Annotated in this window: 14 protein-coding genes; 8 read left to right on the forward strand and 6 right to left on the reverse strand. The window is 61.7% G+C overall.

The features are described 5' to 3' along the window. Nucleotides 1-102: 102 nt before the first annotated feature. From E4U03_RS10185 to E4U03_RS10210, 6 genes are all read left to right on the forward strand, one after another. A complete protein-coding gene (locus E4U03_RS10185; protein WP_135013546.1) occupies nt 103-2196 on the forward strand; it encodes a DNA gyrase/topoisomerase IV subunit B in 2094 nt (697 codons plus the stop codon). A 36-nt stretch (nt 2197-2232) separates the two neighbouring features. Further along, the gene (locus tag E4U03_RS10190; protein WP_228066173.1) at nt 2233-3249 is read left to right on the forward strand and encodes a malate dehydrogenase; all 1017 of its coding nucleotides are present in this window, start codon (nt 2233-2235) and stop codon (nt 3247-3249) included. A 283-nt stretch (nt 3250-3532) separates the two neighbouring features. Next, a complete protein-coding gene (locus tag E4U03_RS10195; RefSeq protein WP_135013548.1) occupies nt 3533-5104 on the forward strand; it encodes a cytochrome ubiquinol oxidase subunit I in 1572 nt (523 codons plus the stop codon). Nucleotides 5105-5121: 17 nt separating this feature from the next. Beyond that, entirely contained in the window at nt 5122-6201 is a 1080-nt protein-coding gene (gene cydB, locus E4U03_RS10200) for a cytochrome d ubiquinol oxidase subunit II (protein ID WP_135013550.1), read from the forward strand. A gap of 183 nt (nt 6202-6384) precedes the next feature. Next, nucleotides 6385-10086 carry a thiol reductant ABC exporter subunit CydC gene (gene cydC / locus E4U03_RS10205; RefSeq protein WP_135013552.1) on the forward strand — a complete coding sequence of 1234 codons (3702 nt, stop codon included), beginning with the start codon at nt 6385-6387 and terminating at the stop codon, nt 10084-10086. Between the two features lie 340 nt (nt 10087-10426). Further along, a complete protein-coding gene (locus E4U03_RS10210) occupies nt 10427-10816 on the forward strand; it encodes a hypothetical protein (protein WP_135013554.1) in 390 nt (129 codons plus the stop codon). 32 nt (nt 10817-10848) lie between these two features. Here E4U03_RS10210 and E4U03_RS10215 read toward each other — a convergent pair whose 3' ends face one another. Then, nucleotides 10849-13416, reverse strand: a complete 2568-nt coding sequence (locus E4U03_RS10215; protein WP_135013556.1) for a DNA gyrase/topoisomerase IV subunit A — start codon at nt 13414-13416, stop codon at nt 10849-10851. 628 nt (nt 13417-14044) lie between these two features. On the opposite strand from E4U03_RS10215, the gene acnA reads away from it, so the two are divergent. Next, nucleotides 14045-16729 carry an aconitate hydratase AcnA gene (gene acnA, locus E4U03_RS10220; protein ID WP_135013558.1) on the forward strand — a complete coding sequence of 895 codons (2685 nt, stop codon included), beginning with the start codon at nt 14045-14047 and terminating at the stop codon, nt 16727-16729. 177 nt (nt 16730-16906) lie between these two features. Here the strand turns inward: acnA and E4U03_RS10225 are convergent, their stop codons facing one another. After that, entirely contained in the window at nt 16907-17530 is a 624-nt protein-coding gene (locus E4U03_RS10225; protein ID WP_135013560.1) for a mismatch-specific DNA-glycosylase, read from the reverse strand. A gap of 77 nt (nt 17531-17607) precedes the next feature. After that, nucleotides 17608-19140 carry an alanine/glycine:cation symporter family protein gene (locus E4U03_RS10230; protein ID WP_135013562.1) on the reverse strand — a complete coding sequence of 511 codons (1533 nt, stop codon included), beginning with the start codon at nt 19138-19140 and terminating at the stop codon, nt 17608-17610. A gap of 326 nt (nt 19141-19466) precedes the next feature. Between E4U03_RS10230 and dxs the strand changes: the two genes are divergently transcribed. Next, a complete protein-coding gene (dxs, locus tag E4U03_RS10235; protein ID WP_135013564.1) occupies nt 19467-21443 on the forward strand; it encodes a 1-deoxy-D-xylulose-5-phosphate synthase in 1977 nt (658 codons plus the stop codon). Nucleotides 21444-21487: 44 nt separating this feature from the next. Here dxs and E4U03_RS10240 read toward each other — a convergent pair whose 3' ends face one another. The 3 genes from E4U03_RS10240 to msrB form a co-directional block, all read right to left on the reverse strand. Beyond that, nucleotides 21488-21985 carry a Rieske (2Fe-2S) protein gene (locus E4U03_RS10240; RefSeq protein ID WP_135013566.1) on the reverse strand — a complete coding sequence of 166 codons (498 nt, stop codon included), beginning with the start codon at nt 21983-21985 and terminating at the stop codon, nt 21488-21490. 9 nt (nt 21986-21994) lie between these two features. Further along, a complete protein-coding gene (locus E4U03_RS10245; protein WP_135013568.1) occupies nt 21995-23266 on the reverse strand; it encodes an HRDC domain-containing protein in 1272 nt (423 codons plus the stop codon). A 72-nt stretch (nt 23267-23338) separates the two neighbouring features. Then, nucleotides 23339-23761: a peptide-methionine (R)-S-oxide reductase MsrB gene (gene msrB, locus E4U03_RS10250; protein ID WP_135013570.1), complete on the reverse strand. Its 423-nt coding sequence runs from the start codon at nt 23759-23761 to the stop codon at nt 23339-23341. Between the last annotated feature and the right edge of the window lie 115 nt (nt 23762-23876).

Here is a 23876-nt window from a genome sequence, read left to right on the forward strand (position 1 = left end):
CCCCGCCCAGTGGCCGCGGGCGTCCGCGCCGCCAAAGACCCGCCAAACCGAACACGTGTACTACACTAGATAGGCACCCCGTCCATACTGCAGGAGAGTTTCGTGGCAGCAAACAACTACACCGCCCGCAACCTATCGGTGCTCGAAGGCCTCGAAGCCGTGCGCAAGCGCCCCGGCATGTACATCGGCTCCACCGACTCGCGCGGCCTCATGCACTGCCTCTGGGAAATCATCGACAACTCGGTCGATGAGGCCCTGGCCGGGTATGGGCAGTCCATCCAGGTCATCCTCTATAAGGACGGATCAGTGGAAGTACAGGACGATGGCCGCGGCGTGCCCACCGACATTGAACCCCGCACCGGCCTCTCCGGTGTTGAGGTGGTCTACACCAAGCTGCACGCAGGCGGTAAGTTCGGCGGCGGCTCCTACAACGCCTCGGGCGGCCTGCACGGCGTGGGTGCCTCGGTCGTCAACGCGCTTTCTTCCCGCCTGGACGTACAAGTGGACCGCGGCGGTAAGACCTACCAGATGAGCTTCCGCCACGGTGTACCCGGCATCTTTGAGGACACCCGCACCCCCAAACCCGGTGCCCCCTTCACCGCCTCCTCCGATGCTCTGCAGGTCGTAGGTAAGGCTAAGCGCGGGGTCACCGGCACCCGCGTGCGCTACTGGGCCGACCCCATGATTTTCACTCCGGACGCCCGGTTCAGCTATGAGAACCTGGCGGCTCGTGCCCGCCAGACCGCCTTCCTTATTCCCGGCCTGCGGATTGCCGTGCGCGACGAGCGCCGCCTGCCCGGCACCCCCGGCGAGTTCGAGACCCACGAAGAGGTCTTTCAGCACGACGGCGGTATCTCTGAGTTCGTGGACTACCTTGCCCACGACCAGGCCGTGACCGACATCTGGCGCTTTACCGGCACCGATACCTTTACCGAGACCGTCCCCGTGCTTGACGCCGAGGGGCACTCCCAGCTGACTGAAGTGGAGCGCGAGTGCGAGGTTGATATTGCCCTGTGTTGGGGCACCGGCTACGAAACCAAGCTACGCACTTTCGTCAACATCATTGCCACCCCCAAGGGCGGCACCCACCAGGCCGGCTTTGAGCAGGGCCTGCTCAAGACCTTCCGCAAGCACATTGCCGATAACGCGCGTAAGTTCAAGGCGGGTACCGACAAGATCGAAAAGGACGACGTGCTGGCGGGGCTGACCGCCGTGCTCACCGTGCGTCTGGCTGAGCCCCAGTTTGAGGGCCAGACCAAGGAGATTCTGGGTACCCCGGCGGTGCGCCAGATTGTCTCAAAGGTGGTTGCCAAGCAGCTGGCGGCTAAGCTGAACTCCACCGCGCGGGGCGAGAAGACCCAGGCGGCGGCTGTTTCTGAAAAGGTCGTTGCCGAGATGAAGTCGCGTATTTCGGCGCGAGTTCACAAGGAAACCCAGCGCCGCAAGAATGCCCTGGAAACCTCGTCGATGCCCACCAAGCTGGTGGACTGCCGCTCCATCGACGTGGAGAAGTCCGAACTCTTCATCGTGGAGGGTGACTCAGCGCTGGGCACTGCCCGCTTGGCGCGTTCCTCGACCTATCAGGCCCTTCTGCCCATTCGCGGCAAGATCCTGAACGTACAGAAGGCCTCCCTCACCGATATGCTGGCGAACGCCGAGTGCGCCGCCATTATTCAGGTCATAGGCGCCGGGTCTGGCCGCACCTTTGATCTAGAGCAGAAGCGCTACAACAAGATCATCATGATGACGGACGCGGACGTGGACGGCGCCCACATTCGTACCCTGCTGCTGACCCTCTTCTACCGATACATGCGTCCGCTGGTAGAAGCCGGCCATGTTTACGCTGCTGTGCCGCCCCTGCACCGGGTCGAGGTGGTCAACCGGGGTAAGGCCAACGAGATGGTCTACACCTATTCTGAGAAAGAACTGCACGAGCTCCTCGACCGGCTTGAGGCTGAGGGTAAGAGCTACAAGGAACCCATCCAGCGCTACAAGGGCCTGGGCGAGATGGACGCCGACCAGCTGGCGGAGACCACTATGGACCCCCGCCACCGTATGCTCCGCCGCGTGCGGGTTGAGGACGCTGAGGCTGCCGAACGGGCCTTTACCCTGTTGATGGGTTCAGAAGTGGCACCGCGTAAGGACTTCATCATTCGCGGTGCGACCAAGCTCGACCACACAGCTATCGACGCCTAGGCGTGTTGAGTGCAGTGGCAGGGTAAAATGTTGTGCATGACATATGCAATGAAGCACCCTGTTACTGTCACCGTTACTGGCGCCGCTGGCCAGATTGGGTATGCCAGCCTCTTCCGCATCGCGGCAGGTGAAATGCTGGGCCCCGATACTCCCGTGCGCCTGCGCCTGCTCGAAATCCCGGCAGGTCTCAAGGCCGCTGAGGGCACCGCGATGGAGCTTGCCGACTGCGCCTTCCCTCTGCTTGAATCTGTCGATATCACCGACGACCCCTCCGTTGGCTTCGACGGCACCAATATCGCCCTGCTCATTGGCTCCCGCCCCCGCACGAAGGGCATGGAGCGTGCCGACCTGCTCGAAGCTAACGGCGGTATTTTCTCGGTGCAGGGGAGGGCCATCAACGACCGGGCCGCTGACGATGTGAAAGTAGCCGTGGTGGGTAATCCGGCTAATACCAACGCCCTCATTGCCGCATCTCATGCGCCGGACGTCCCCCTGGAGCGCTTCACCGCCCTCACCCGTCTTGACCATCACCGGGCGGTTGCCCAGCTGGCTGCCGCCACCGGTGCTACCGTGCCCGAAATTGACGGCATCACCATCTGGGGTAACCACTCTGCCAGCCAGTACCCCGACCTCTTCCACGCTACCGTCGGCGGTCGCCCCGCTATCGACGCACTCGCCGACAAGAGCCTTGGACAGACCTGGGTCGAAGAAACCTTCATTCCCACCGTTGCCCAGCGCGGAGCCGAAATTATCGCGGTGCGCGGTGGGTCGTCCGTCGCCTCCGCTGCCCACGCCGCCCTGGCCCACGTGCGTGACTGGGTGCTGGGAACGGGGGAGCGGAGCACCTCCATGGCGGTTCCCTCCGACGGCTCCTACGGGGTGCCCGAGGGGCTCATTAGCTCTTTCCCTGTCAAGTGTTCATCAGGTGGATATGAGATTGTTCACGGTTTGCAGCACTCAGATTTTGCCAGCCAGCGCATTGCGGCCTCTGTGGCCGAGCTGGTTGAAGAGAAGGACGCCGTCGCCCAGCTTGGCCTGCTCGGCCCCCGCTAAGACGCCCGCCCCGGTGTGACTAGACAAAGTGTCACTAACTGGGTGCCCGGTGTAAAAAACCTGCCGAGACTCCCGCTGAACCCTCTAGGGCAGTGGGAGTCTTAGCGTTTAATTGACCTTTAGTGAAGCGTCAAATCACCTGGTGAAGAGGTCAAAACTACCCTAAGGGCACGCTCATGCAAGCCCGCTATCCTAGAGCAAAACACACCCGCACCGTTGCGCCGGGCCCACGGCAGCGTGCCAGCCCGCAGACGGTGCATCATTTTATCTCTCAAGGATGTCAATGGATCCCCTCGAACTAGCGCGGTGGCAATTCGGTATCACCACCGTCTACCACTTCATGATGGTTCCGCTGACCCTGGGCCTGGGTGCCGTTGTAGCTGGCTTCTACATCGCCTACGTGCGAACCAAGAAGCACGAATACAAGCGCATGACCAAGTTCTGGGGCAAGCTCTACCTCATTAACTTCATCATGGGCGTTGCAACCGGCCTTGTGCAGGAATTCCAGTTCGGTATGGCTTGGAGCGAATACTCCCGCTTTGTGGGCGACGTCTTCGGCGCCCCTCTGGCGATGGAAGGCCTGCTGGCCTTCTTCGTCGAGTCCACCTTCTTGGGCCTCTTCATCTTCGGCTGGGACAAACTGGCCCCCAAGGTACACGCAGCCTGCCTGGTCATTGCTGTAGCAGCCTCCTGGCTCTCTGCCTACTTCATCATCGTGGCTAACTCCTGGATGCAGCACCCCGTAGGCGTTGAAATGATTGACGGCCGCCCCGTCATGACCGACGTCTGGGCTGTGCTGACCAACAACACCGCCCTGGTGGCCTACCCCCACGCTATCTTCGGTGCCCTGCAGGTCGCCGGTGGCTTCCTGGTTGGTATCGCCTGGTACACGCTCTGGAAGCGCCGCCGTGACGGCATCGACACCATCGGGGAAGACGGCAAGGTTATCGTCGGCGAAACTCCCGAAGGTGCCCGAGACAAGACCGACTTCAACGTCTGGTTCAAGTCCCTGCGTATCGGCGCTATCGTTGGCTTTGCAGCCTTCATTGGCACCGCCTTTACCGGCCACCACCAGGCCCAGCTCATGATTGAGCAGCAGCCCATGAAGATGGCAGCAGCCGAGGCAGCCTGCCACGACGGCACCGGCTTCTCCCTCTTCTCCCTCGCATCTCCCGGCGCCCAGGACTGCGACCAAGTTCAGGCAGTGATTGAAATTCCCGGCCTGCTCTCCTTCCTTGCCTACAACAACTTCACCACCGACGTCCCCGGCATCACCACCCTGCTGCCCCAGTACGAAGAAACCTACGGCACCACCATCCCCGACAACCCCGAGCTCTACGGGGAACGCGCCGGTACCGAGGTCGACTACCTGCCCCTGATGGAAGTGACCTACTACGGCTTCCGCGGCATGATCACCTTCGGCGGTATCAGCGCCCTCTCCTTCCTCTACGTTCTGTGGGTAACCCGCAAGAAGGGCGAGGGTACCGTACCCGAAGCCAAGTGGATTTCCTACCTGGCAATCGCGGGCATTCTGGCTCCCTTCGGCGCCAACGCCACCGGCTGGATTTTTACCGAAATGGGCCGTCAGCCCTTCGTGGTTGCCCCCAACCCCGATGGCAACCCCGCCATCATGATGTTCACCGCCGCAGCCGTCTCACCCGGTGTTTCGGGTTACGAGATTCTCTTCTCGCTCATCTCCCTGGGCCTGCTGTACGGCATCCTCATGATTGTTGAGGTCTACCTGCTGGCTAAGTACGTCAAGGCAGGTGTCGCAGCAGCCATGCCCGAGCTGGTTGAAGACCCGCACGATAACGACGAGAAGAACGACCGCGACGTGCTCGCGTTCGCCTACTAAGAAAGGGGCTTACACACATGTTTGAGCTTTTTGCTGACCAGCCTCTTCTGCCGACTCTCTGGTTCGCCGTCATCAGCTTCTTCTGGGCGGGTTACATCATTCTGGACGGCTTCGACCTGGGCGTAGGCATGCTCATGAGCCGAATCTTCGCCAAGAACGAGAAAGAACGCCGCCTGCTGCTGAACACCATCGGCCCTGTCTGGGACGGTAATGAGGTATGGGTTGTCACCGGTGGCGCCGCCACCTTCGCAGCCTTCCCTCTGTGGTACGCCTCCCTCTTCTCGGCCCTCTACATCCCGCTGACCCTGGCCCTGCTGGCCCTGATTTTCCGCGCTGTTGCTATCGAATACCGCGGTAAGAAGGATTCAGAGAGCTGGATTGCCGGCTGGACGCTAGCGATTTCACTGGGCTCCTTCTTCATCGCCTTCCTGGTCGGTGCCCTGCTGGCCCTGACCTCCACCGGCCTGCCTATCAACGCAAACGGCGACCGCGTGGGCGGTGCCTTTGCCTGGCTGACCCCGGCCGTCTTTATGGGCGGCCTGGCCATGGTCGGTATTTCTCTGGTCATGGGTCTTGCCTTCATCGCGCTGAAGACCGACGGCGAGGTGCGCCACCGCGCCGGTGCGGCCCTGGTCAAGTTCTCACCCCTGCTGGTGCTCCCGGTTATCGTCTGGGTCATCTACATGCAGGTGACCACCGGTAACGGCATCTCCTACGCGCTGACCGTACTCGCCGTGCTGGCTCTTGCCGCTGCCTGGTTCTTTGCCAGCCGCAGGAGCGAGGGCAAGGCATTCTCCGGTTTTGCAGTATTTGTGGGCTTCGGCGTCCTGGCCATCTTCCTGGCCCTGTACCCCAACGTCCTGCCCTCAACCCTCGATGAGGCCTACAACCTCACCATCGCCAACGCGTCAAGCTCCGAGTACACCCTGCGCGTGATGAGCTGGGTCGGCCTTTTCGGCATCCCGATTCTGCTCGTCTACCAGAGCTGGACCTACTGGGTCTTCCGCAAGCGCCTGCGCGTTGAGAACATCCCCGATGCCCACGACGCCACCGAGCTGGCCACCCGTGCCACTCGCGCAAGCGTCCACAACGCCTAGCAGCTAGCTCACGGCGTAGAGACGAAAGGACGCCGGGAGCAGCCCCCGGCGTCCTTTCGCCTACCCGGGCGGGTAGGTGTGCTCATACCCACGGCCCAGCCACAGACCTCGCGTCTGCCCGGCTGGGAAGTTCCCACTAGAATAGTGAACAAACTATTCGCGGCACCAAGGACACTATCGAGAATGACCGCTCCCACAACGAGCAAGCGGCCCCCGCTGGGGCCCCACGCCAAGAGAAACCTCATCGTTTTTGCCGTGCTCACCGCACTCAAAACCCTGGCGCTCATTGTCTTTGCCGCGGTGCTAGGCACCGCCATCACCCTGCTGGCCCGCATGACCTATGCGGTGCTTTACGAGGGCAAAACCTACGACTCTGCCCACGCCGAGCAGCTTGCCGTCTTCGCCGGTAACGGCCAGGCCCAGCTCACCGGTATCTTCTTTGCCGCCCCCTTCATGCAGCCGGGCCTGCTGTCCCTGGCAGCCACCGGCGTCATAGCCCTTCTGGTGCGCGCAGCCGCCGACTGGTCCCTGGGCTTCTATGCTCAGCAGGCGGCGGTAGGGGCCAAAACCACTATCCGCCGCAAACTCATTCGCCGCGTCCTTGCCACCGGCGGTATCGACACCCCCGACGGCACCGGTGCCACCGCCGTCCTGCTCTCCCGCGGCCTTAACGCCCTGGATGACTACTATACCAAAACTCTCACCGCCTTTGTTTCCACGGCCGTAGTGCCCACCCTGCTGCTCATCTTTATCGCCTTCTACGACTGGGTCTCAGCCCTGGTAATCATCTGCACCCTGCCGCTGATCCCCCTCTTCATGGTGCTCATCGGCCGAACCACAGCAGAAGACACCGCCCGCGCCCAGCGCGACCTGCTCCGCCTCTCAGACCACATCATCGAACTGGTCAAGGGCCTACCCGTGCTGGTGGGCCTGGGGCGCTCGCGGGCCCAGTCCAAGGCGCTGGGCGACTTGGGGGAGCGCTACCGCAAGGCCACCATGTACACCCTGCGGTCGGCCTTCCTCTCATCGCTGGCCCTGGAACTGATTACCACCATCTCGGTGGCCCTGGTAGCAGTGCTGATTGGCCTGCGCCTGGTGGAGGGAAACCTGGGGCTAGATGTTGCCCTCTTCGCCCTGCTACTAGCGCCCGAATGCTACCAGCCCCTGCGCGATGTGGGCACCGCCTACCACCAGTCTGAGGACGGCGTGGCAGCCCTCCGCCGCGCCGAGGCCATCATCGACCAGCCCATTCCCCACGCCACGGTCGCCCCCGGCGGCGACCGTATCTCGGTGCGCCAGCTCTCTGTCGCCTACCCGGGCCGCGACCGCACCCTCACCGGCGTGAGCTTCACCCTGCGCCACGGAACCACCACCGCAATCACCGGGCCTTCCGGCTGCGGCAAAACCACCCTGCTCTCGGTACTGGGCGGAGCCCTGCGCAACGACCTGGTACCCACCGGCACCACCGAACCGGTGCACGTCTCCGGCCTGGTGTCCGGCACCGGCTCCACCGTTTGGATTAGCCAGTCACCCACCTTCATCGCCCCCACAGCTCTGGCAGAGGTTGCCCTCTACGCCACCGTAACCCGCGGCGAAGGTGCCCTCGAAGGCATCAACTACGCCTCAACCCTGCTCGATGATTCCGTCGCTTTCACCGCTGAGGACCGCGACTACTTCACTTCCTTCCTGCACTCGGTAGGGCTCGCTGACTTCGCTGACCTGCCGCCTGAAGCCCTTTCAGCTGGCCAGATGCGCCGTCTTGCTATTGCCCGTGCCCTGGCCCGCGTTGCCACCTTACAGGCCCAGGAAGAACGCGTCACCGTGCTGATTGATGAGCCCACCGCCCACCTTGACCCGGTTTCAGCGGCCAAGGTGAACGTCGCCCTAGCCGCCCTGCAGGAGACCGGTGCAACCCTGATTGTCGTCACCCACGACACCGCCCTGGCTGCCGCCACCAACAACCTGCTCCAGGCGACTTCAAAGCCCCACGGTGTTACCTGGGAGCTCACCGCCCAGAACACCGACGGGCTGGGCGGCTACGCTCTTGCGACCCTGGCGGACGCCGTCGCCACCGGCGAGCTCGAAGACTCGGCCCCCGTCCAGGCTGCTGCAAGCTCAACCGAGCAGGCGGCAGAGCCGGCTGCGGCGGGCGTCCTGAAAACCCTGCGCCACCTGGGGGCGCTCACCGCCATCCGCAAGCGCGATATGGCCCTGCCTATCCTGCTGTCGGTACTCACCGTGGTCTTTGCCGTCAGCCTCACTGCGCTTTCCGGCTGGCTTATCGTGCGCGCCGCCGAGCAGCCCGCCATGATGTACCTGCTGGTAGCTGTTACTGGCGTCCGCTTCTTTGGCCTGGGCAGGGCGACTTCCCGCTACGCCGAGCGCCTGCGCACCCACAACCTGGTGCTGGGCGCGGCTAACACCCTGCGCGTGCGCGCCTGGGACGCCGCCGGCCGCACCGTCTTGTCGGTGCGCTCCCTGCTGCGAGGCGACAAGATTCTTGACCGACTGGTCGGCGACATCGACGAGCTGCGCGACGCTATCCCGCGCGTCATTTTGCCGGTTGCTGCCCACCTGATTGTGATGCTACTGGTGCTGGGCGTGACCGTCTGGTCCACCCCGCAGGCCCTGCTCCCGGTCGTCATCGCAGTTCTTATCTCTACCTTCGTGATTCCGGCAGTGGTGCTACGTGCGGACGAGCGCGCGGACGCCGTTGCCCGCCGGGAAACCTCTGCCATGCTCCGCCTGGGCGTCTCTGCCTTGGACGCTGCTACCGACCTGCACAATAACGGCCTTGACCAGACTGTTGCCCTGGCTGTCTCCCGCCAGGACGGCTATGCCCAAGCCTCCCGCCTCAAGAGCTCCCGTGCCATCGGCGTGGGCCAGGGCCTGATGGTTGTCACGTGGTGGGGCGCGGCTCTGGCTGTGATTGCCAGCGTCTGGTCTGCCGTGGAAGCCGGTGATGTTACCGCGCCGACCGCAGCTATCGTCATTTTGATGATGACCGGCCTGTTTGAGACCACCGCAGCCCACCTGGACGCCGTGCGCGGCTGGCCCGCCTTCGCTGCCCTGGTTGCCCGCACCCGCGCTAACTTTGAGACCGTGGACGCTGCCGCTGCGGCTGAGGGGGAGGACGCCGGTGAGGGCGAGATTCGAGATATCCTGGGGGACCCCGGTATTGGGGCTAAGAACCGTGCCGCCCATAAGTCCATCACCCTGGAGCTGGATTCGCTGGCTACCCGCTGGCCCGATATGGAGCAGCCAATCTTTACCGGCCTGTCAGCGTCTGTATCGTCGGGGCAGTGGCTGGGTATCACCGGTCCATCTGGCTCGGGCAAGACAACTGCTCTGGCTACCCTGCTGGGCTTCTTGCCGGTTGAGCAGGGGCAGATTCGGGTGAACGGTCGTGCCTTTGATGCTCAGTCTTTGCGCGGGTACGCGGCCTGGTGCCCCCAGTCTGCCTATATCTTTGAGTCCACTATCGCTAATAACCTGGCGCTTGCCCGTTCGGCGGACGAGCGCCCCACCGATGAAGAGATGTACGAGGTGCTTGACCGGGTAGGGCTGGGCGATTTTGTGCGCTCCCTGCCTGCTGGCCTGCAGACCCTGGTTGGTGCTGGTGGTTCTTATGTATCGGGTGGCCAGCGTCAGCGTATTGCGATTGCCCGCACTCTGCTGGTGGATTCGCCCCTGCTGCTGATGGATGAGCCGACCGCCCACCTCGATGCCCCAGCTGCGGTGGCTCTGATTAATGAGGTTGCCCGCGGCACTAAGCGTGCCCCCGGCCAGAAGCTCAAGGGCAAGACCAAGCTGCCTGCGGTCGTCCTGGTCTCCCACCGCGCCGAAGATATCGCGGCCTGTGATACCGTGGTGAAGCTTCGGTAGAAGCAAGAAAACCCCTCCCAAGGTTTCTGCGAAAGGACGCTGCGGGAGGGGTTTTCTCTATCTAAGATTGGGCTGCTGCTAGCTATGGTCGCTGGCCTATGTCTAGGGATAAGACGGTAGTGTTGGAGTCAAGGGACTCTTGTTGGCTGTCTGGAAATTTACTATGGGGAGTAAAGTGTGTTCTAGATAATAAATTTTTAGAGCCCGAGCGACAGATAGTGAGTGAATCCCATGCCTACTCTTCAAGAGCACAGCTACGTTGCGCCCCTGACTAAGAAGTTCAAGCTATATTCTTTGCGGGGTCATAGTTTTTGTGCTGCTGAGTGTTGCACTGCCCATCATGATTTTTGGCCCCGTCGATCAGGACGGCACCAACCAGGGGCTCCTCATCTCAGCGTTTGTAGGGGCTGCCGTAGCGCTGGTTATTATTCCGATGATCTTCAGCAGCACCCGCATTGACCTGCTTGATACTTCCGTCAAAATCACCACCATGAAGTTCTTCTCGAAAGAGGTAGCCGGTGTTGCCTCCGCCCATGATTCTGAGACCGGCCCCCTGTGCCAGACCGGTTTCTGGCCCCACTTCTGCCTTCTCAATCTCGCTGTAGGGTACCTGACCGGCGGCCCCACTGTTACCTTTACCCTGGCCAACGGTAGCTGGGTGACGGCGTCCGCCAGCAATCTCGAGCAGGTTGTTGCTGAGGTGAACTCCCGAATCGGCGCAATAGCCTAAGGGTTAAAAGTAGCGGGCCCGCTACTTTGTTTTTAGAAGAGAGCATCTTCTTCAACCTGAACTTCAGGCTGGTCGGCGGGTTCTTCTGAGACCGCTGATACAGGTGCGGGGGAGGTCAGTGCCTGGTAGTTGGGGCCGATTGCGTCGATGCTCTGGGCTAGGAGCACGCCGGATCCGTCGCGAGGGCCAAATTCAGTGGGCAGGGTGCGGGCGACACCGGCGGATGAGACTGCCTTGGCAGGGCCGACGCCCACCCAGGCGAGGGCGAGGGCGGTTTCTCCCTTGAGGAAGCGGTGGGCTCGCATGCCGCCGGTTGCGCGTCCCTTTTGTGGGAATTCGGTGAGTGCGGTGACTTTAGCGGTGGCTCCATCTTCGCCGCCGTCGGTGATGGTGACGACCTGGGCGTCCGCGCCGGGGGCGGTGACGCCGAAGGCGATGAGTTTGTCGTCGTCGGCTACCTTCATGCCTGCCATGCCGCCGCCGGTGCGTCCTTGGGGGCGTACTTTGGCTGCGTCGTAGGTGAGGAGTTTGGCTTGTTCAGTGATGAAGGTGAGTAGGGCGTCGTTGGAGTCGCAGACGGCTACGCCGATGACGGCGTCTTTGGGCTTGAGTTTTATGATGTCGAACTCGGTGGCGTTGAGCGGGTAGTCGGGATTGACTCGTTTGACGACGCCGCGTTCGGTGGCCAGGGCCAGGATGGCGTTGAGTGGTGCCAGGCCGACGAGTTTTTCGCCGCGAGCTAGGGTGATGGCGTCCGCGGCCTTGATGCCGCTGGTGGGCTGGGGGGTGCCGCCGGCTTCTTCGAGGACGGGTAGGTCAATGACGGGCACACGGACGAGGCGCCCGGTGGAGGTGATGGCACCGATTTCGCCGCGGGCGCTGGTGGGCACGATGGAGAGGTAGGCGTCGTGTTTGATGCGTTTGCCCGGGTCGAGCAGGGCGGGGCGTTGGCCCTTGACGCCGCTGGTGCGCCCCAGCTGGCCCGAGGCGGAGAGCAGGACCCAGCAGGGGTCGTCCGCGATTTCGAGGGAGAGGCCGGCTTCTTTTTTGGCCTTGGAGGCGGACGCCGAGAGGGCGGCCACCGCGTCGGCCAGCTCGTCCTTGGTGACAATTTTGGTGCGGCGGTCGGTGCCGTATTCGTCGGCGACCTGCTGTAGTTCTTCGGAGACCAGGGCGCGGAGTTTTACATCGGAGCCGAGGATTTCTTCGAGGGAGGCGATTTCTGCCAAGAGTTCGTCGCGTTCGGCTTCAAGCTCGATGCGGGAGTACTTGGTGAGCTGGCGCAGGCGCAGTTCGAGAATGTGGTTGGCCTGTACCTCGCTCAGGTCGTAAATCTGCATGAGGCGCTCACGGGCCTGGGCGGTTTCGTCGGAGGAGCGGATAACCTGGATAACCTCGTCGATATCGACGATGGCTACCAACAGGCCCTCGACCAGGTGCAGACGGTCGCGACGCTTGCCTAGGCGGTGGTTGGTGCGGCGGCGCACGACATCCAGGCGGTGGTTGACGTAGACGTGCAGCAGGTCGAGTAGGCCCAGGGTCTGGGGCTGGCCGTCAACCAGGGCTACGTTGTTGATGCCGAAGGAGTCTTCCAGCGGGGTGTGCTTGTAGAGGGCGGCGAGTACGGCCTTGGGGTTGAAACCGTTCTTGATTTCTATGACCATGCGCAGACCGTTTTTACGGTCGGTCAGGTCAACGACGTCTGAGATGCCCTGCAGCTTCTTGGAGTTGACGCCATCCTTGATTTTTTCGATGACCTTTTCGGGGCCAACCAGGTAGGGCAGTTCGGTGACCACAATGCCCTGTTTGCGGGCGGTAACCTGTTCGATGGAGACCTTGGCGCGGGTCTTGAAGATGCCGCGCCCCTTTTCGTAGGCCTCCTTAATGCCGGAGGTGCCCACGATAGTGCCGCCGGAGGGCAGGTCGGGGCCGGGCACGAACTTCATGATGTCTTTGAGAGTTGCCTCAGGGTAATCGAGCAGATGGCGGGCTGCCGCGATGACCTCGCGCAGATTGTGCGGGGCCATGTTGGTGGCCATGCCGACGGCGATACCGGCTGAGCCGTTGACCAGCAGGTTGGGGTAGGCAGCGGGTAGGACGGCCGGCTGCATGAACTGGTTGTCGTAGTTAGGTACGAAGTCCACGAGGTCTTCGTCGAGGTTGGCGGTCATGGCGAGGGCCGCCGGGGCCATGCGGACCTCGGTGTAGCGGGAGGCTGCCGGGCCGTCGTCCAGGGAGCCAAAGTTGCCGTGGCCGTCAACCACGGGCAGGCGCATAGAGAAGGGCTGGGCCAGGCGCACCATGGCGTCGTAGATGGCGCCGTCGCCGTGAGGGTGGAGTTTACCCATGACTTCGCCGATCACGCGGGCGCTCTTGACGTGGCCCTTCTCGGGGCGTAGCCCCATCTGCTGCATCATGTAGAGGATGCGGCGCTGAACGGGCTTGAGGCCGTCGCGGGCATCGGGTAGGGCGCGGGAGTAGATGACCGAGTAGGAGTATTCCAGGAAGCTGGTTTCCATCTCGCTGGTCACGTCGATATCGACGATATTTTCGACGACGTCGGTGGGGTAGTCATCGTGCGCGGTGGTGCGGCGAGCCATCGAGACCTCTTCCTGGGAATTCGAACATAGGTTCGTTTATTCTACCGTGAAAGGGACCCGCTAGCAGGTTGGCTGCTGGTGCTAGCGGGCACGGGCGGGTACAAAGAGCCCGTAGATGCCCAGTGCGCCGAGCACTAGGGTAGCTACCCCAAACGGAACAGCTGCGGGGGAGGTATCACCGGCGTAGGCTGTAAATCTCGCTGAGAGTGTAACCCGGGACTGTTGTTAGCGGGTTCCATCAAAAGGCATGCAAACCGTAGTAGATAGCTAGCAGCAACCCGAGCACGCAAAAGGGCCTAGGTTGTGCCCGATGCAAGTGCTCAGGAGAAACCGTCATGCCCCTATTCTGGCACGAGAACGCAATATATTAACGGCACATTTTCCTTGCCAAAGCCGAAAAATCGCGCTCGAGGTGGGGCGAGCGTCCGCTCCCTGAAAGGTGCAGACGAAACATTTGCTTACGAACCGTCTTCAAAATATGTGAACAACGTGATACGCGGTACACTAAAAGGCAGTGGCCTCGTGCCCACCGGCTCAACAGCGAGCATCACACACCCGTCGCGCAGGCGCGACGGTGCCCACAGGCGCACGAGCCAATCGCAAGACAGTGTCGAGAGGAGTCCCACATATGAGCACTGTGGATAGCTTCGGTTCAAAGGGCGTACTTTCCGTCAACGGAACCGACTATGAAATTTTCCGTCTAAAGGCAGTAGAAGGCTCACAGAAGCTGCCTTACTCCCTGAAGGTTCTACTCGAAAACCTTCTGCGCACCGAAGACGGTGCCAACATCACCGAAGGCCACATCAAGGCACTCGCCAACTGGGATCCCTCAGCGGAACCCGACACCGAAATCCAGTTCACCCCCGCCCGCGTCATCATGCAGGACTTCACCGGCGTACCCTGTGTCGTTGACCTTGCCACCATGCGCGAGGCCGTGAAGGAGCTGGGCGGCGACCCCTCCAAGATCAATCCCCTGGCACCTGCCGAACTGGTCATCGACCACTCCGTGCAGATCGATACCTTCGGCACCGCCGACGCTATCACCCGCAACATGGACATCGAATACCAGCGCAACGGCGAACGCTACAAGTTCCTGCGCTGGGGCCAGACCGCCTTCGACGACTTCAAGGTCGTTCCCCCGGGCATGGGCATCGTGCACCAGGTCAACATCGAATACCTGGCCCGCACCATCATGGCCCGCGAAGTCGGCGGCGTACTGCGCGCCTACCCCGACACCGTCGTAGGTACCGACTCCCACACCACCATGGTCAACGGCCTGGGCGTACTCGGCTGGGGCGTTGGTGGCATCGAAGCTGAAGCAGCAATGCTCGGCCAGCCCGTCTCCATGCTGATTCCCCGCGTCGTCGGCTTCAAGCTCACCGGCTCCATCCCCTCCGGCGCCACCGCAACCGACGTCGTCCTTACCATCACCGAAATGCTGCGCGAACACGGCGTCGTCGGCAAGTTCGTTGAATTCTACGGTGAAGGCGTAGGCCAGGTGCCCCTGGCAAACCGTGCAACCATTGGTAACATGAGCCCCGAATTCGGCTCTACCGCCGCCATGTTCCCCATCGACGAAAAGACCCTCGAGTACCTGCGCCTGACCGGCCGCAGCGAAGAGCAGGTCGCCCTGGTTGAGGCCTACACCAAGGAACAGGGCCTCTGGCACGACCCCTCCGTCGACGTCGAATACTCCGAGTACCTGGAACTGGACCTCTCCACCGTGGTTCCCTCCATCGCAGGCCCCAAGCGTCCCCAGGACCGCATCCTGCTCTCAGAGTCCAAGAGCCAGTTCGAATCAGACATCAAGAACTACGCCAAGGACAGCGAAACCGACAAGTCTGCCCAGGTCTCCATGGCAGACGGTCGTGAGTTCGAGCTCAAGAACGGTGCAGTGTCCATCGCCTCGATTACCTCCTGCACCAACACCTCAAACCCCTCGGTCATGATGGCAGCAGGCGTACTCGCCCGCAACGCCGCGGCCAAGGGCCTGACCGCCAAGCCCTGGGTCAAGACCTCTATCGCCCCCGGCTCAAAGGTTGTCACCGACTACTACGAGAAGGCAGGTCTGCTGCCTGACCTTGAGAAGCTCGGCTTCTACGTCGTCGGCTACGGTTGCGCTACCTGTATCGGTAACTCCGGACCCCTGGAGCCCGAAATCTCAGAGGCCATCCAGAGCGAAGACCTCTCCGTCACCGCGGTTCTCTCGGGTAACCGTAACTTCGAAGGCCGTATCTCACCGGACGTCAAGATGAACTACCTGGCCTCCCCGCCGCTGGTCATCGCCTACGCCCTGGCAGGTACCATGGACTTCGACTTCGAGAAGGACGCCCTGGGCACCGACACCGACGGCAACGAGGTCTACCTCAAGGACATCTGGCCCGACCCCGAAGAAGTACAGAAGATCATCGACGAATCAGTCGATACCGACATGTACACCAAGGAATACGGTACCATCTTCGACGGTGACGAGCGCTGGCAGGCTCTGGAGACCCCCACCGGCTCCACCTTCGAGTGGGACGACAAGTCCACCTACGTACGCAAGCCCCCGTACTTCGAGGGTATGACCATGGAAACCACCCCCGTTGAGGACATCAAGGGTGCCCGCGTGCTGCTCAAGCTGGGCGACTCGGTCACCACCGACCACATCTCACCGGCCGGTTCCTTCAAGTCAGACACCCCTGCAGGTAAGTACCTGATTGAAAACGGTGTTGAGCGCAAGGACTTCAACTCCTACGGCTCCCGCCGCGGTAACCACGAAGTCATGATTCGCGGTACCTTCGCCAATATCCGCATCAAGAACCAGCTTCTGGACGGCGTTGAAGGCGGCTTTACCCGCGACTTCACCAAGAACGGCGAACAGTCCACCGTCTACGACGCATCCATGAACTATCAGGCTGCCGGCATCCCGCTGGTTGTTCTGGGCGGTAAGGAATACGGCACCGGTTCATCCCGTGACTGGGCTGCTAAGGGCACCACCCTGCTGGGCGTTAAGGCAGTTATCGCTGAGTCCTTTGAGCGTATCCACCGTTCAAACCTGATTGGTATGGGCGTTGTGCCCCTGCAGTTCCCCGCCGGTGAATCCCACGAATCACTCGGCCTGACCGGTACCGAAACTTTCGATATCACCGGCCTGACCGAACTGAACGAGGGCACCACCCCCAAGACCCTCAAGGTCACCGCCACCGCTGAAGATGGCAAGGTCACCGAGTTCGACGCTGTAGTTCGCATCGACACCCCCGGTGAAGCCGACTACTACCGCAACGGCGGCATCCTGCAGTACGTTCTGCGTAACCTGGTCCGCGGCTCCTAAGTTCTAGAGCGCTAACAGGTTCACGGTCTGTGGCCCCCACTATTGAGTGGGGGCCACAGACCCTTTTTGTTTGTTTTCTATAGAGTTGGGACCAGATAACTGTTCGAAGTATCAGTAGGCATTGAGGATTTCGGGAGGAATCTGGTCCCTTATATGTGGCGGCGGGGACGGGGGTGGCTAGGTGAGTGGCTGCGTGGAGTCCCAGACCTGCCGCCACTTATCCGCTAGGGAATCAATATTTTCGTGGGCGTTCAAACCGCTAGGCTGAGGCACGACCCAGAGCTGGCTCGCCGGGGTCCACCCCTCAATCTGGGAGGTGTCTTGTCGCCCTAACTGAGCCTTCCTATCGCCAAAGGCCGTCCGATAGGCTGTGATGCCCGCAATCGCTACAGCCTGCGGTCTATAGGCGTGGGTGAGGGCAACTAGCCGGGGGAGGGCGTCCTTCAGCTCCTGGGCTGTGAGCTCGTCAGCCCGTGCCGTTGCCCGGTTAACCAGGTTGGTTATGCCGATACCCAGGCGGGCTAACTGTTCCTCAACCTCGTCACTCAAGCCGCGTGAAGCGTCCACCCTGGGGGTAACGACGCCTGCCCTATCAAGCGATGGCCAGAAGCGGTTACCGGGAAAAGCGAAGGGGGCGTTGACGGCGGACGTCCACAGCCCGGGGTTGATACCCACGATCAGCAGACGGAGGGGAGTGCCAGCCGCAGGCAGTCGGTCATCAAGGGTGCCGTTGACGAAGTCTTGAAGCTGCTCCCGAGTGGGGCGCTGGTCGCCCAGCGGGGAGGGATGAAGAGTGCTCATGACCCCACCCTACACGCAGAAGTGCCCCGCACAGCCTAGGGCGGTGCGGGGCACTTGACGCTAGAGCGTAGAGACGGTTACTTGGCGTCCTGAACCGGGATAGCGCCGGTCTTGACGTCGTAGTAGGTCTCCCAGAAATCAGCGTTCTTAATGCCGAGGGGGCGGGGGTCGAACATGGGGTCAAGACCCTGCTTCTTCTTCTGCTCGTAGTCCTTGAGTGCCTGCAGGGCGGGCTTCTGAATCACCAGAATACCGACGATGTTCAGCCAGGCCATCAGACCCACGCCGATGTCACCCAGGGCCCAGGCGGCACCTGCGGTGCTGACGCAGCCAATAACGGTTGCGGTCAGAATCAGCAGCTGCAGCAGACGCAGCAGGGCATTGCCTAGGGTCTTGTTCTGCAGGTTGCGGGTCAGGTAGCGCAGGTTGGTTTCTGCCATGTAGTAGTAGGCCACGATGGTGGTGAAGGCAAAGAAGCCGAGCGAGACCGCAATGAAGATGGGGCCTGCACCGGGGATGAAGGTGTCAAACGCAGCCTGGGCGAAAGCCGGGCCAACGGTGACGCCCTCGGCCAGGTTGCCCGGGCCCTCGACCAGCACGGGGGTGTCGGCTGAGCCGCCCTCGTAGACACGGTACATGCCGGTTGAAAGAATCAGGAAGGCGGTAGTGGAACAGACGAAGAGGGTGTCAATGTAAACGGCCATCGCCTGCACGAAGCCCTGGGCAGCGGGATGCTTGACCTCAGCAGCTGCAGCGGCGTGGGGGCCGGTGCCCTGGCCAGCTTCGTTGGAGTAGATGCCGCGCTTGACGCCCCACTCAACGGCGGTACCGATGATGGCACCGAAGGTTGCGTGCAGACCAAACGCTGACGAGAAAATCAGGTTGATAACGTCGCCCAGCATATTGATGTTGACGAAGGCTACGATCATGGCCAGCACGATGTAGATGATAGCCATGAAGGGAACCACAACAGAGGCGAAGGTTGCAATACGCTTGACGCCACCAACGACGATGAAGGCCAGCAGGATGGTGATACCGGTGGCGGTCATCCAGGGGTGAACCTCGGGGAAGGCTCCCTGCATGGAGGTTGCAATACCGTTAGCCTGAACGCCCGGCAGGAAGAAACCGCAGGCAAGGACGGTGGCAAAAGCAAAGATGGAGGCGTAGACCTTGAAGAGCCCGGAGTACTTGGTGTGGCGGTAGGCCTTTTCAAAGTAGTAAGCGGGGCCGCCACGGTACTCGCCGGTGACCTTATCGCGTTCCTTATAAATCTGTCCCAGGGTGGACTCGATGAAGGAGGTTGATGAGCCCAGGAAGGCTACGGTCCACATCCAGAAGACGGCACCGGGGCCGCCGAAGGCGATGGCGGTGGCAACGCCAGCGATGTTACCGGTGCCTACGCGGCCAGCGAGTGACATAGCAAGAGCCTGGAAGGACGAGACGCCGTCCTTAGATGACTCGCCCTTGAAGGTCGCGCGAATCATGGTGGGAATCTGGCGAATCTGGAGTAGGCGGGTGCGGATGGTGAAGTACACGCCAACAGCCAGGCAGAGATATACCAGCACGGGTGACCAGATAATACTGTTCGCCCAGTCGATTGCTGCGGTCATAGAAGAAATCCATTCGTGCGGGGCTAGTGAGGGAACTAGCCTGGTACTGATTCAGTCTCACTGTGACCTATGTTTGTGTGCCAGTGCACAGTGTGAGCTGTTGAACACTGATACTAGCGGCTCGTATATACATTTGAAAAGCGCCACGCGTGATGAAACCTAGCTGAAACACAAGCGCTACACCGCTTCCCACACTGTGAATCGCTAAACCAGCACTGAGCGGGTAAAGTTACTTAATTGCAACACACTAGACTTTTGACCGGTGACCGCCGCCCACAGCTACAAGGACGGTGGGGCGCAGCTATCCGGTGAACGGGGGAGTAATCGTGGGACTACTAGAAACTATTGGTGAGCCGAGCGACCTGAACGCTCTGAGCTCCGAGCAGCTCACCGAGCTTGCCCAAGAGATTCGTGAGTTCCTCGTTAACAATGTCTCGCGGACCGGCGGGCACCTGGGCCCCAACCTGGGTGTTGTCGAACTGACCCTGAGCATCCACCGGGTCTTCAAATCCCCCCAAGATTCCATCGTCTTTGATACCGGCCACCAGTCCTACGTTCATAAGCTGGTGACAGGCCGCCAGAATTTTGAAACCCTGCGCCAGAAGGGCGGTATCGCAGGCTACCCTGAGCGCGCAGAATCTGACCACGACATCGTTGAGTCCTCGCACGCGTCCTCGTCTCTTTCCTGGGCAGACGGCATCTCCCGCGCCTACCAGCTCACCGGGCAGGACGACCGCTACACCGTAGCCGTCATCGGCGACGGTGCTCTCACCGGCGGTATGGCCTGGGAAGCGGTCAACAACATCGCAGCGGATAAGAACCGCAAGGTCGTCATCGTCGTCAACGACAACGGACGTTCCTACGCGCCCACCGTCGGCGGTTTTGCCAACCAGCTGGCTGCCCTGCAGCACGAACTGCAGAACCGTCTCGATAAGGTGCGTCTGGATTCCCGTTACGAGCGCACCCTGGCTGCTGCCCGCACAAAGCTCCAAAAGGGTGGCTCGGTAGGCCAGATGATTTACCGCGGACTGCACGGCATGAAGGCCGGCATCAAGGACGTCATGGTGCCCGGCGGCATCTTCGAAGACCTCGGCATGAAGTACGTGGGCCCCATCGACGGGCACGACCTCGAAGCCGTAGAAACCGCCCTGGAGTCCGCTAAAAACTTTGGCGGGCCCGTCATCGTGCACGCCATCACCGAAAAGGGCCACGGCTACGCGCCGGCCGTCAGCGACAAGGACGACATGTTCCACGCCGTCGGCGTCATCGACCCCGACACCGGCGAGGCCCTGGCTAAGTCGTCCGGAAAATCCTGGACCAGCGTCTTCGCCCAGGAAATCAAAGACATCGCCGATGAACGCGACGACATCGTCGGCGTCACCGGTGCTATGCTCATTCCCGTCGGTCTCAAGCCCATGGCCGCTGCCCACCCCGACCGCGTCATCGACGTGGGTATCGCCGAACAGCACGCTATCGCTATGAGCGCGGGCCTAGCCTACGGCGGCCAGCACCCCGTCATCGCCCTGTACGCGACCTTCCTCAACCGCGGCTTTGACCAGCTGCTCATGGACGTTGCCCTGCACAAGGCCGGCGTAACTATCGTGCTGGACCGATCCGGCGTCACCGGCCCCGACGGAGCCTCTCACCACGGCATGTGGGACCTCGCCCTGCTGCAGTTCATCCCTGGCCTGCACTTAGCTGCCCCCCGCGACGCTGTGACCCTGCGCGAAGAACTCCGAGAAGCCGTCGCCATCGAGGACGCCCCCACCGTGGTGCGCTACCCCAAGGGCTCAGTGGGCGCCGACATCCCCGCCCTTGAGCGTCTGGCAGACGGCACGGATGTCCTCGCCCTCCACGGCGAACCCAACCCTGAAAGCGGCCAGCGCGACGTGCTCCTCATCGGGGTTGGTGCCTTTGCCCGTCTTGCCCTCGACACCGCAGACCTGCTCGCCGAACAGGGCGTGAGTGTAACCGTTATCGACCCCCGCTGGGTCATGCCCGTACCCGCCAGCGTAGTAACCCTCGCCGGTGACCACCGCATCGTCGTTTCCATGGAGGACGGCGTGCGTGCAGGCGGTGTAGGCTCCCGCATCCGCCAAGAAATGCGAGCAGCCGGTATCGATACCGCCCTCAACGAACTCGGCCTACCCGCCGAATTCATCAAGCACGCCGAACGCGGCGAAATCCTCGAAGAAGTCGGGCTTACCCCCCAGAAAATGAGCGCTGATATTCTCGCGCAGCTCGCCGGGAACATGGTGCCCTTCGCCCGCACCGAAGGGGAGAAGCCTAAGCACACTAGCTAAAGGGTCGGCAGCGAGCGTGAGCCTGCGAACCCCGACCTTTTAGCTTAGGAAACCCAGATCCTTCCGTCCTTGACCTCCACCGTGAACTCGGGCAGGGCGGTTTCTGCTGGGCCGCCTTGAACCGAACCGTCCTCCAGTGAGAATACTGAGGCGTGGCAGGGGCAGGTCATGGTCTTTTCTTTCTGCGCGTTCAGCTGGCAGCCCTGGTGGGTGCACACCGATGAGAAAGCGTGGAAGGCGCCCTCGGTCGGCTGGGTAATCATTACGGTTACCCCGTCATTGTTGGCCTGAATGACGCCGCCTACGGGGACGTCCTCAACCGCGGCCATGTCGGTGGCCTGTGCTGGGCGGCCGTCGTTGGCGGTCAGGCTCTCAGATTCGTCAGAAGAACCGCAGGCAGTTAGCAGCGCGGCACCGGCGCCCAGACCCGCAGCGCCCGCTACCGCCTGGCGGCGGGTGAGCCCGTGCCCACCGGTCTCGGCCTGCTCAGCGGGGGCGGGAGCGTCCTTGTTTTCCTTCTGACAACCACAGGTAGTGCACATAGTCGAACCTTACTTCTTAGATGAATGTCTAACCCGGGCAAAAATATCAGCCAGGTCAGGGGCTATAAGTTCAATCTGCCACTGGCGTGCCCCAAGTTCAAGCAGGGCTAGCCTAAGTTCCTCAACGGACGACCCGGCAGGCGGGTCCCAGCACAGGCGACGCAGCGCATCGGGGGCAAGGACGTTCTCCTGTGGCATGTTCAGGCGCTCGCCCACAGCGAGTACCGCAGGTTTCGCCTCAGCAATGAGCAGGGCGGATTCGGGGCGCTTGACCTCCCATGCCTTCAGTGGCGGGGGACCGGACGCCGGGGTTGTGAAGGGAACGGGCTCCGCCTCCTTCTTCGCTTCTGCCAGGGCCTTCAGCCAGCGCGGCGCCTCCCGCTTGAGAGCGCGGGTTTGAAAGCCGGGAATCTGCAAAATAGCTGGAACGGTGCGCGGCATCAGCCGGGCGGCAGTAATCAAGGACGCGTCGGGTAGCAGGCGTTTGGGGGCAACGTCCTTCTTCTGCGCCAGGTGTTCACGTTCGTACCAGAGGTTCCGCAGGGCGGTGAGCTGGCGGCGGGTCTTCAAATCGCGAATGCCCTTGGTCTTGCGCCAGGGGTCGGGCTTCTCTTCACGCTCAGGGTGCTCACACACGTAGCGGAACTCCTCAAGCGCGTAGGCTAGCTTGCCCTGGGCGCGCAGCTCATCTTCCACCGCATCGCGCAAATCAAGCAGAATATCAACGTCCAAAGCGGCATAGTTCAGCCAGGCGGCAGGGAGCGGACGATGGGACCAGTCCACGGCAGAGTGCTCCTTGGCCAGCTTGTAGCCCAACAGGTTCTCTACCATGTACCCCAGCCCGACGCGCTCAAACCCGGCCAGGCGTCCGCCCAGCTCGGTATCAAAGAGGGCATCGGGGTACATGCCAATCTCCGCCAAACACGGCAAATCCTGGGTTGCGGCATGCAAGACCCACTCAGCCCCGGCCAGGGCATCATTAATCAGGGTGAGGTCGTCAAAACTCTCGGGGTCAATCAGAATCACCCCGGAATTACCGCGCTTGAGCTGCACCAAAAAAGCTCGCTGACCATAGCGAATGCCAGAAGCTCGCTCGGTATCAACAGCAACCGGGCCGCTCTCGGCCGCCAAAATATCGGCAACGCGGTGCAGGCCGCGTTCGGTGTTAATGACGCTCGGCGTGCCTCCCTCAGGCTCGTCGAGATACACCACCTCAGGGATACTAATCCCCTCAGGCAAATCAAACTGAGAACCTGTTCCCCCTACAGGTTGCGCCACCATAAAACTCCCTCCCGGTGGAAAACTACCTCCCTATTATGCCAGCTTTACTCCGCTGGCCGGGGCTAGTGCTCCCTAACCTTCGACCGGCTTCTCGTGCAGCGTCAGGCTAATCGAGTTGATGCAGTAGCGCAGGTCGGTGGGGGTATCGTAGCCCTCACCCTCAAATACGTGGCCCAGGTGGGAGTCGCAGGCGGCACAGCGCACCTCAACGCGCACCATACCTAAAGAGCGGTCCTCGATGTAGCGCACCCGGTCAGCAGCGAGCGGCTCAAAGAAAGAGGGCCAGCCGCAATGGCTCTCAAACTTCTCGGTCGACCGGAACAGCTCGGTACCGCAGGCCCTACAGGCGTAGACGCCCTCGGTAGTGGTGTCCCAATACTCACCGGTAAAAGCCCGCTCCGTACCGCCTTGGCGCAGCACCGCGTACTCATCGGGGTTCAGAACTTCCTTCCAGTTCTTGGCAACGGCACCAAGGCCGGGCAGAGAATCACTCATGGCTTGCTCGCTTTCATCAGGGCGGTATCTGTGCACCAGTATAAGCAGACACAGGGGGGTCTTATTCCCGTACACTGGGCATTATGGCTACTGAGCCTGACTTTTTTACACACCC

This window comes from Rothia nasimurium, from assembly GCF_004569295.1.
Classification (GTDB): Bacteria; Actinomycetota; Actinomycetes; order Actinomycetales; family Micrococcaceae; genus Rothia; species Rothia nasimurium_B.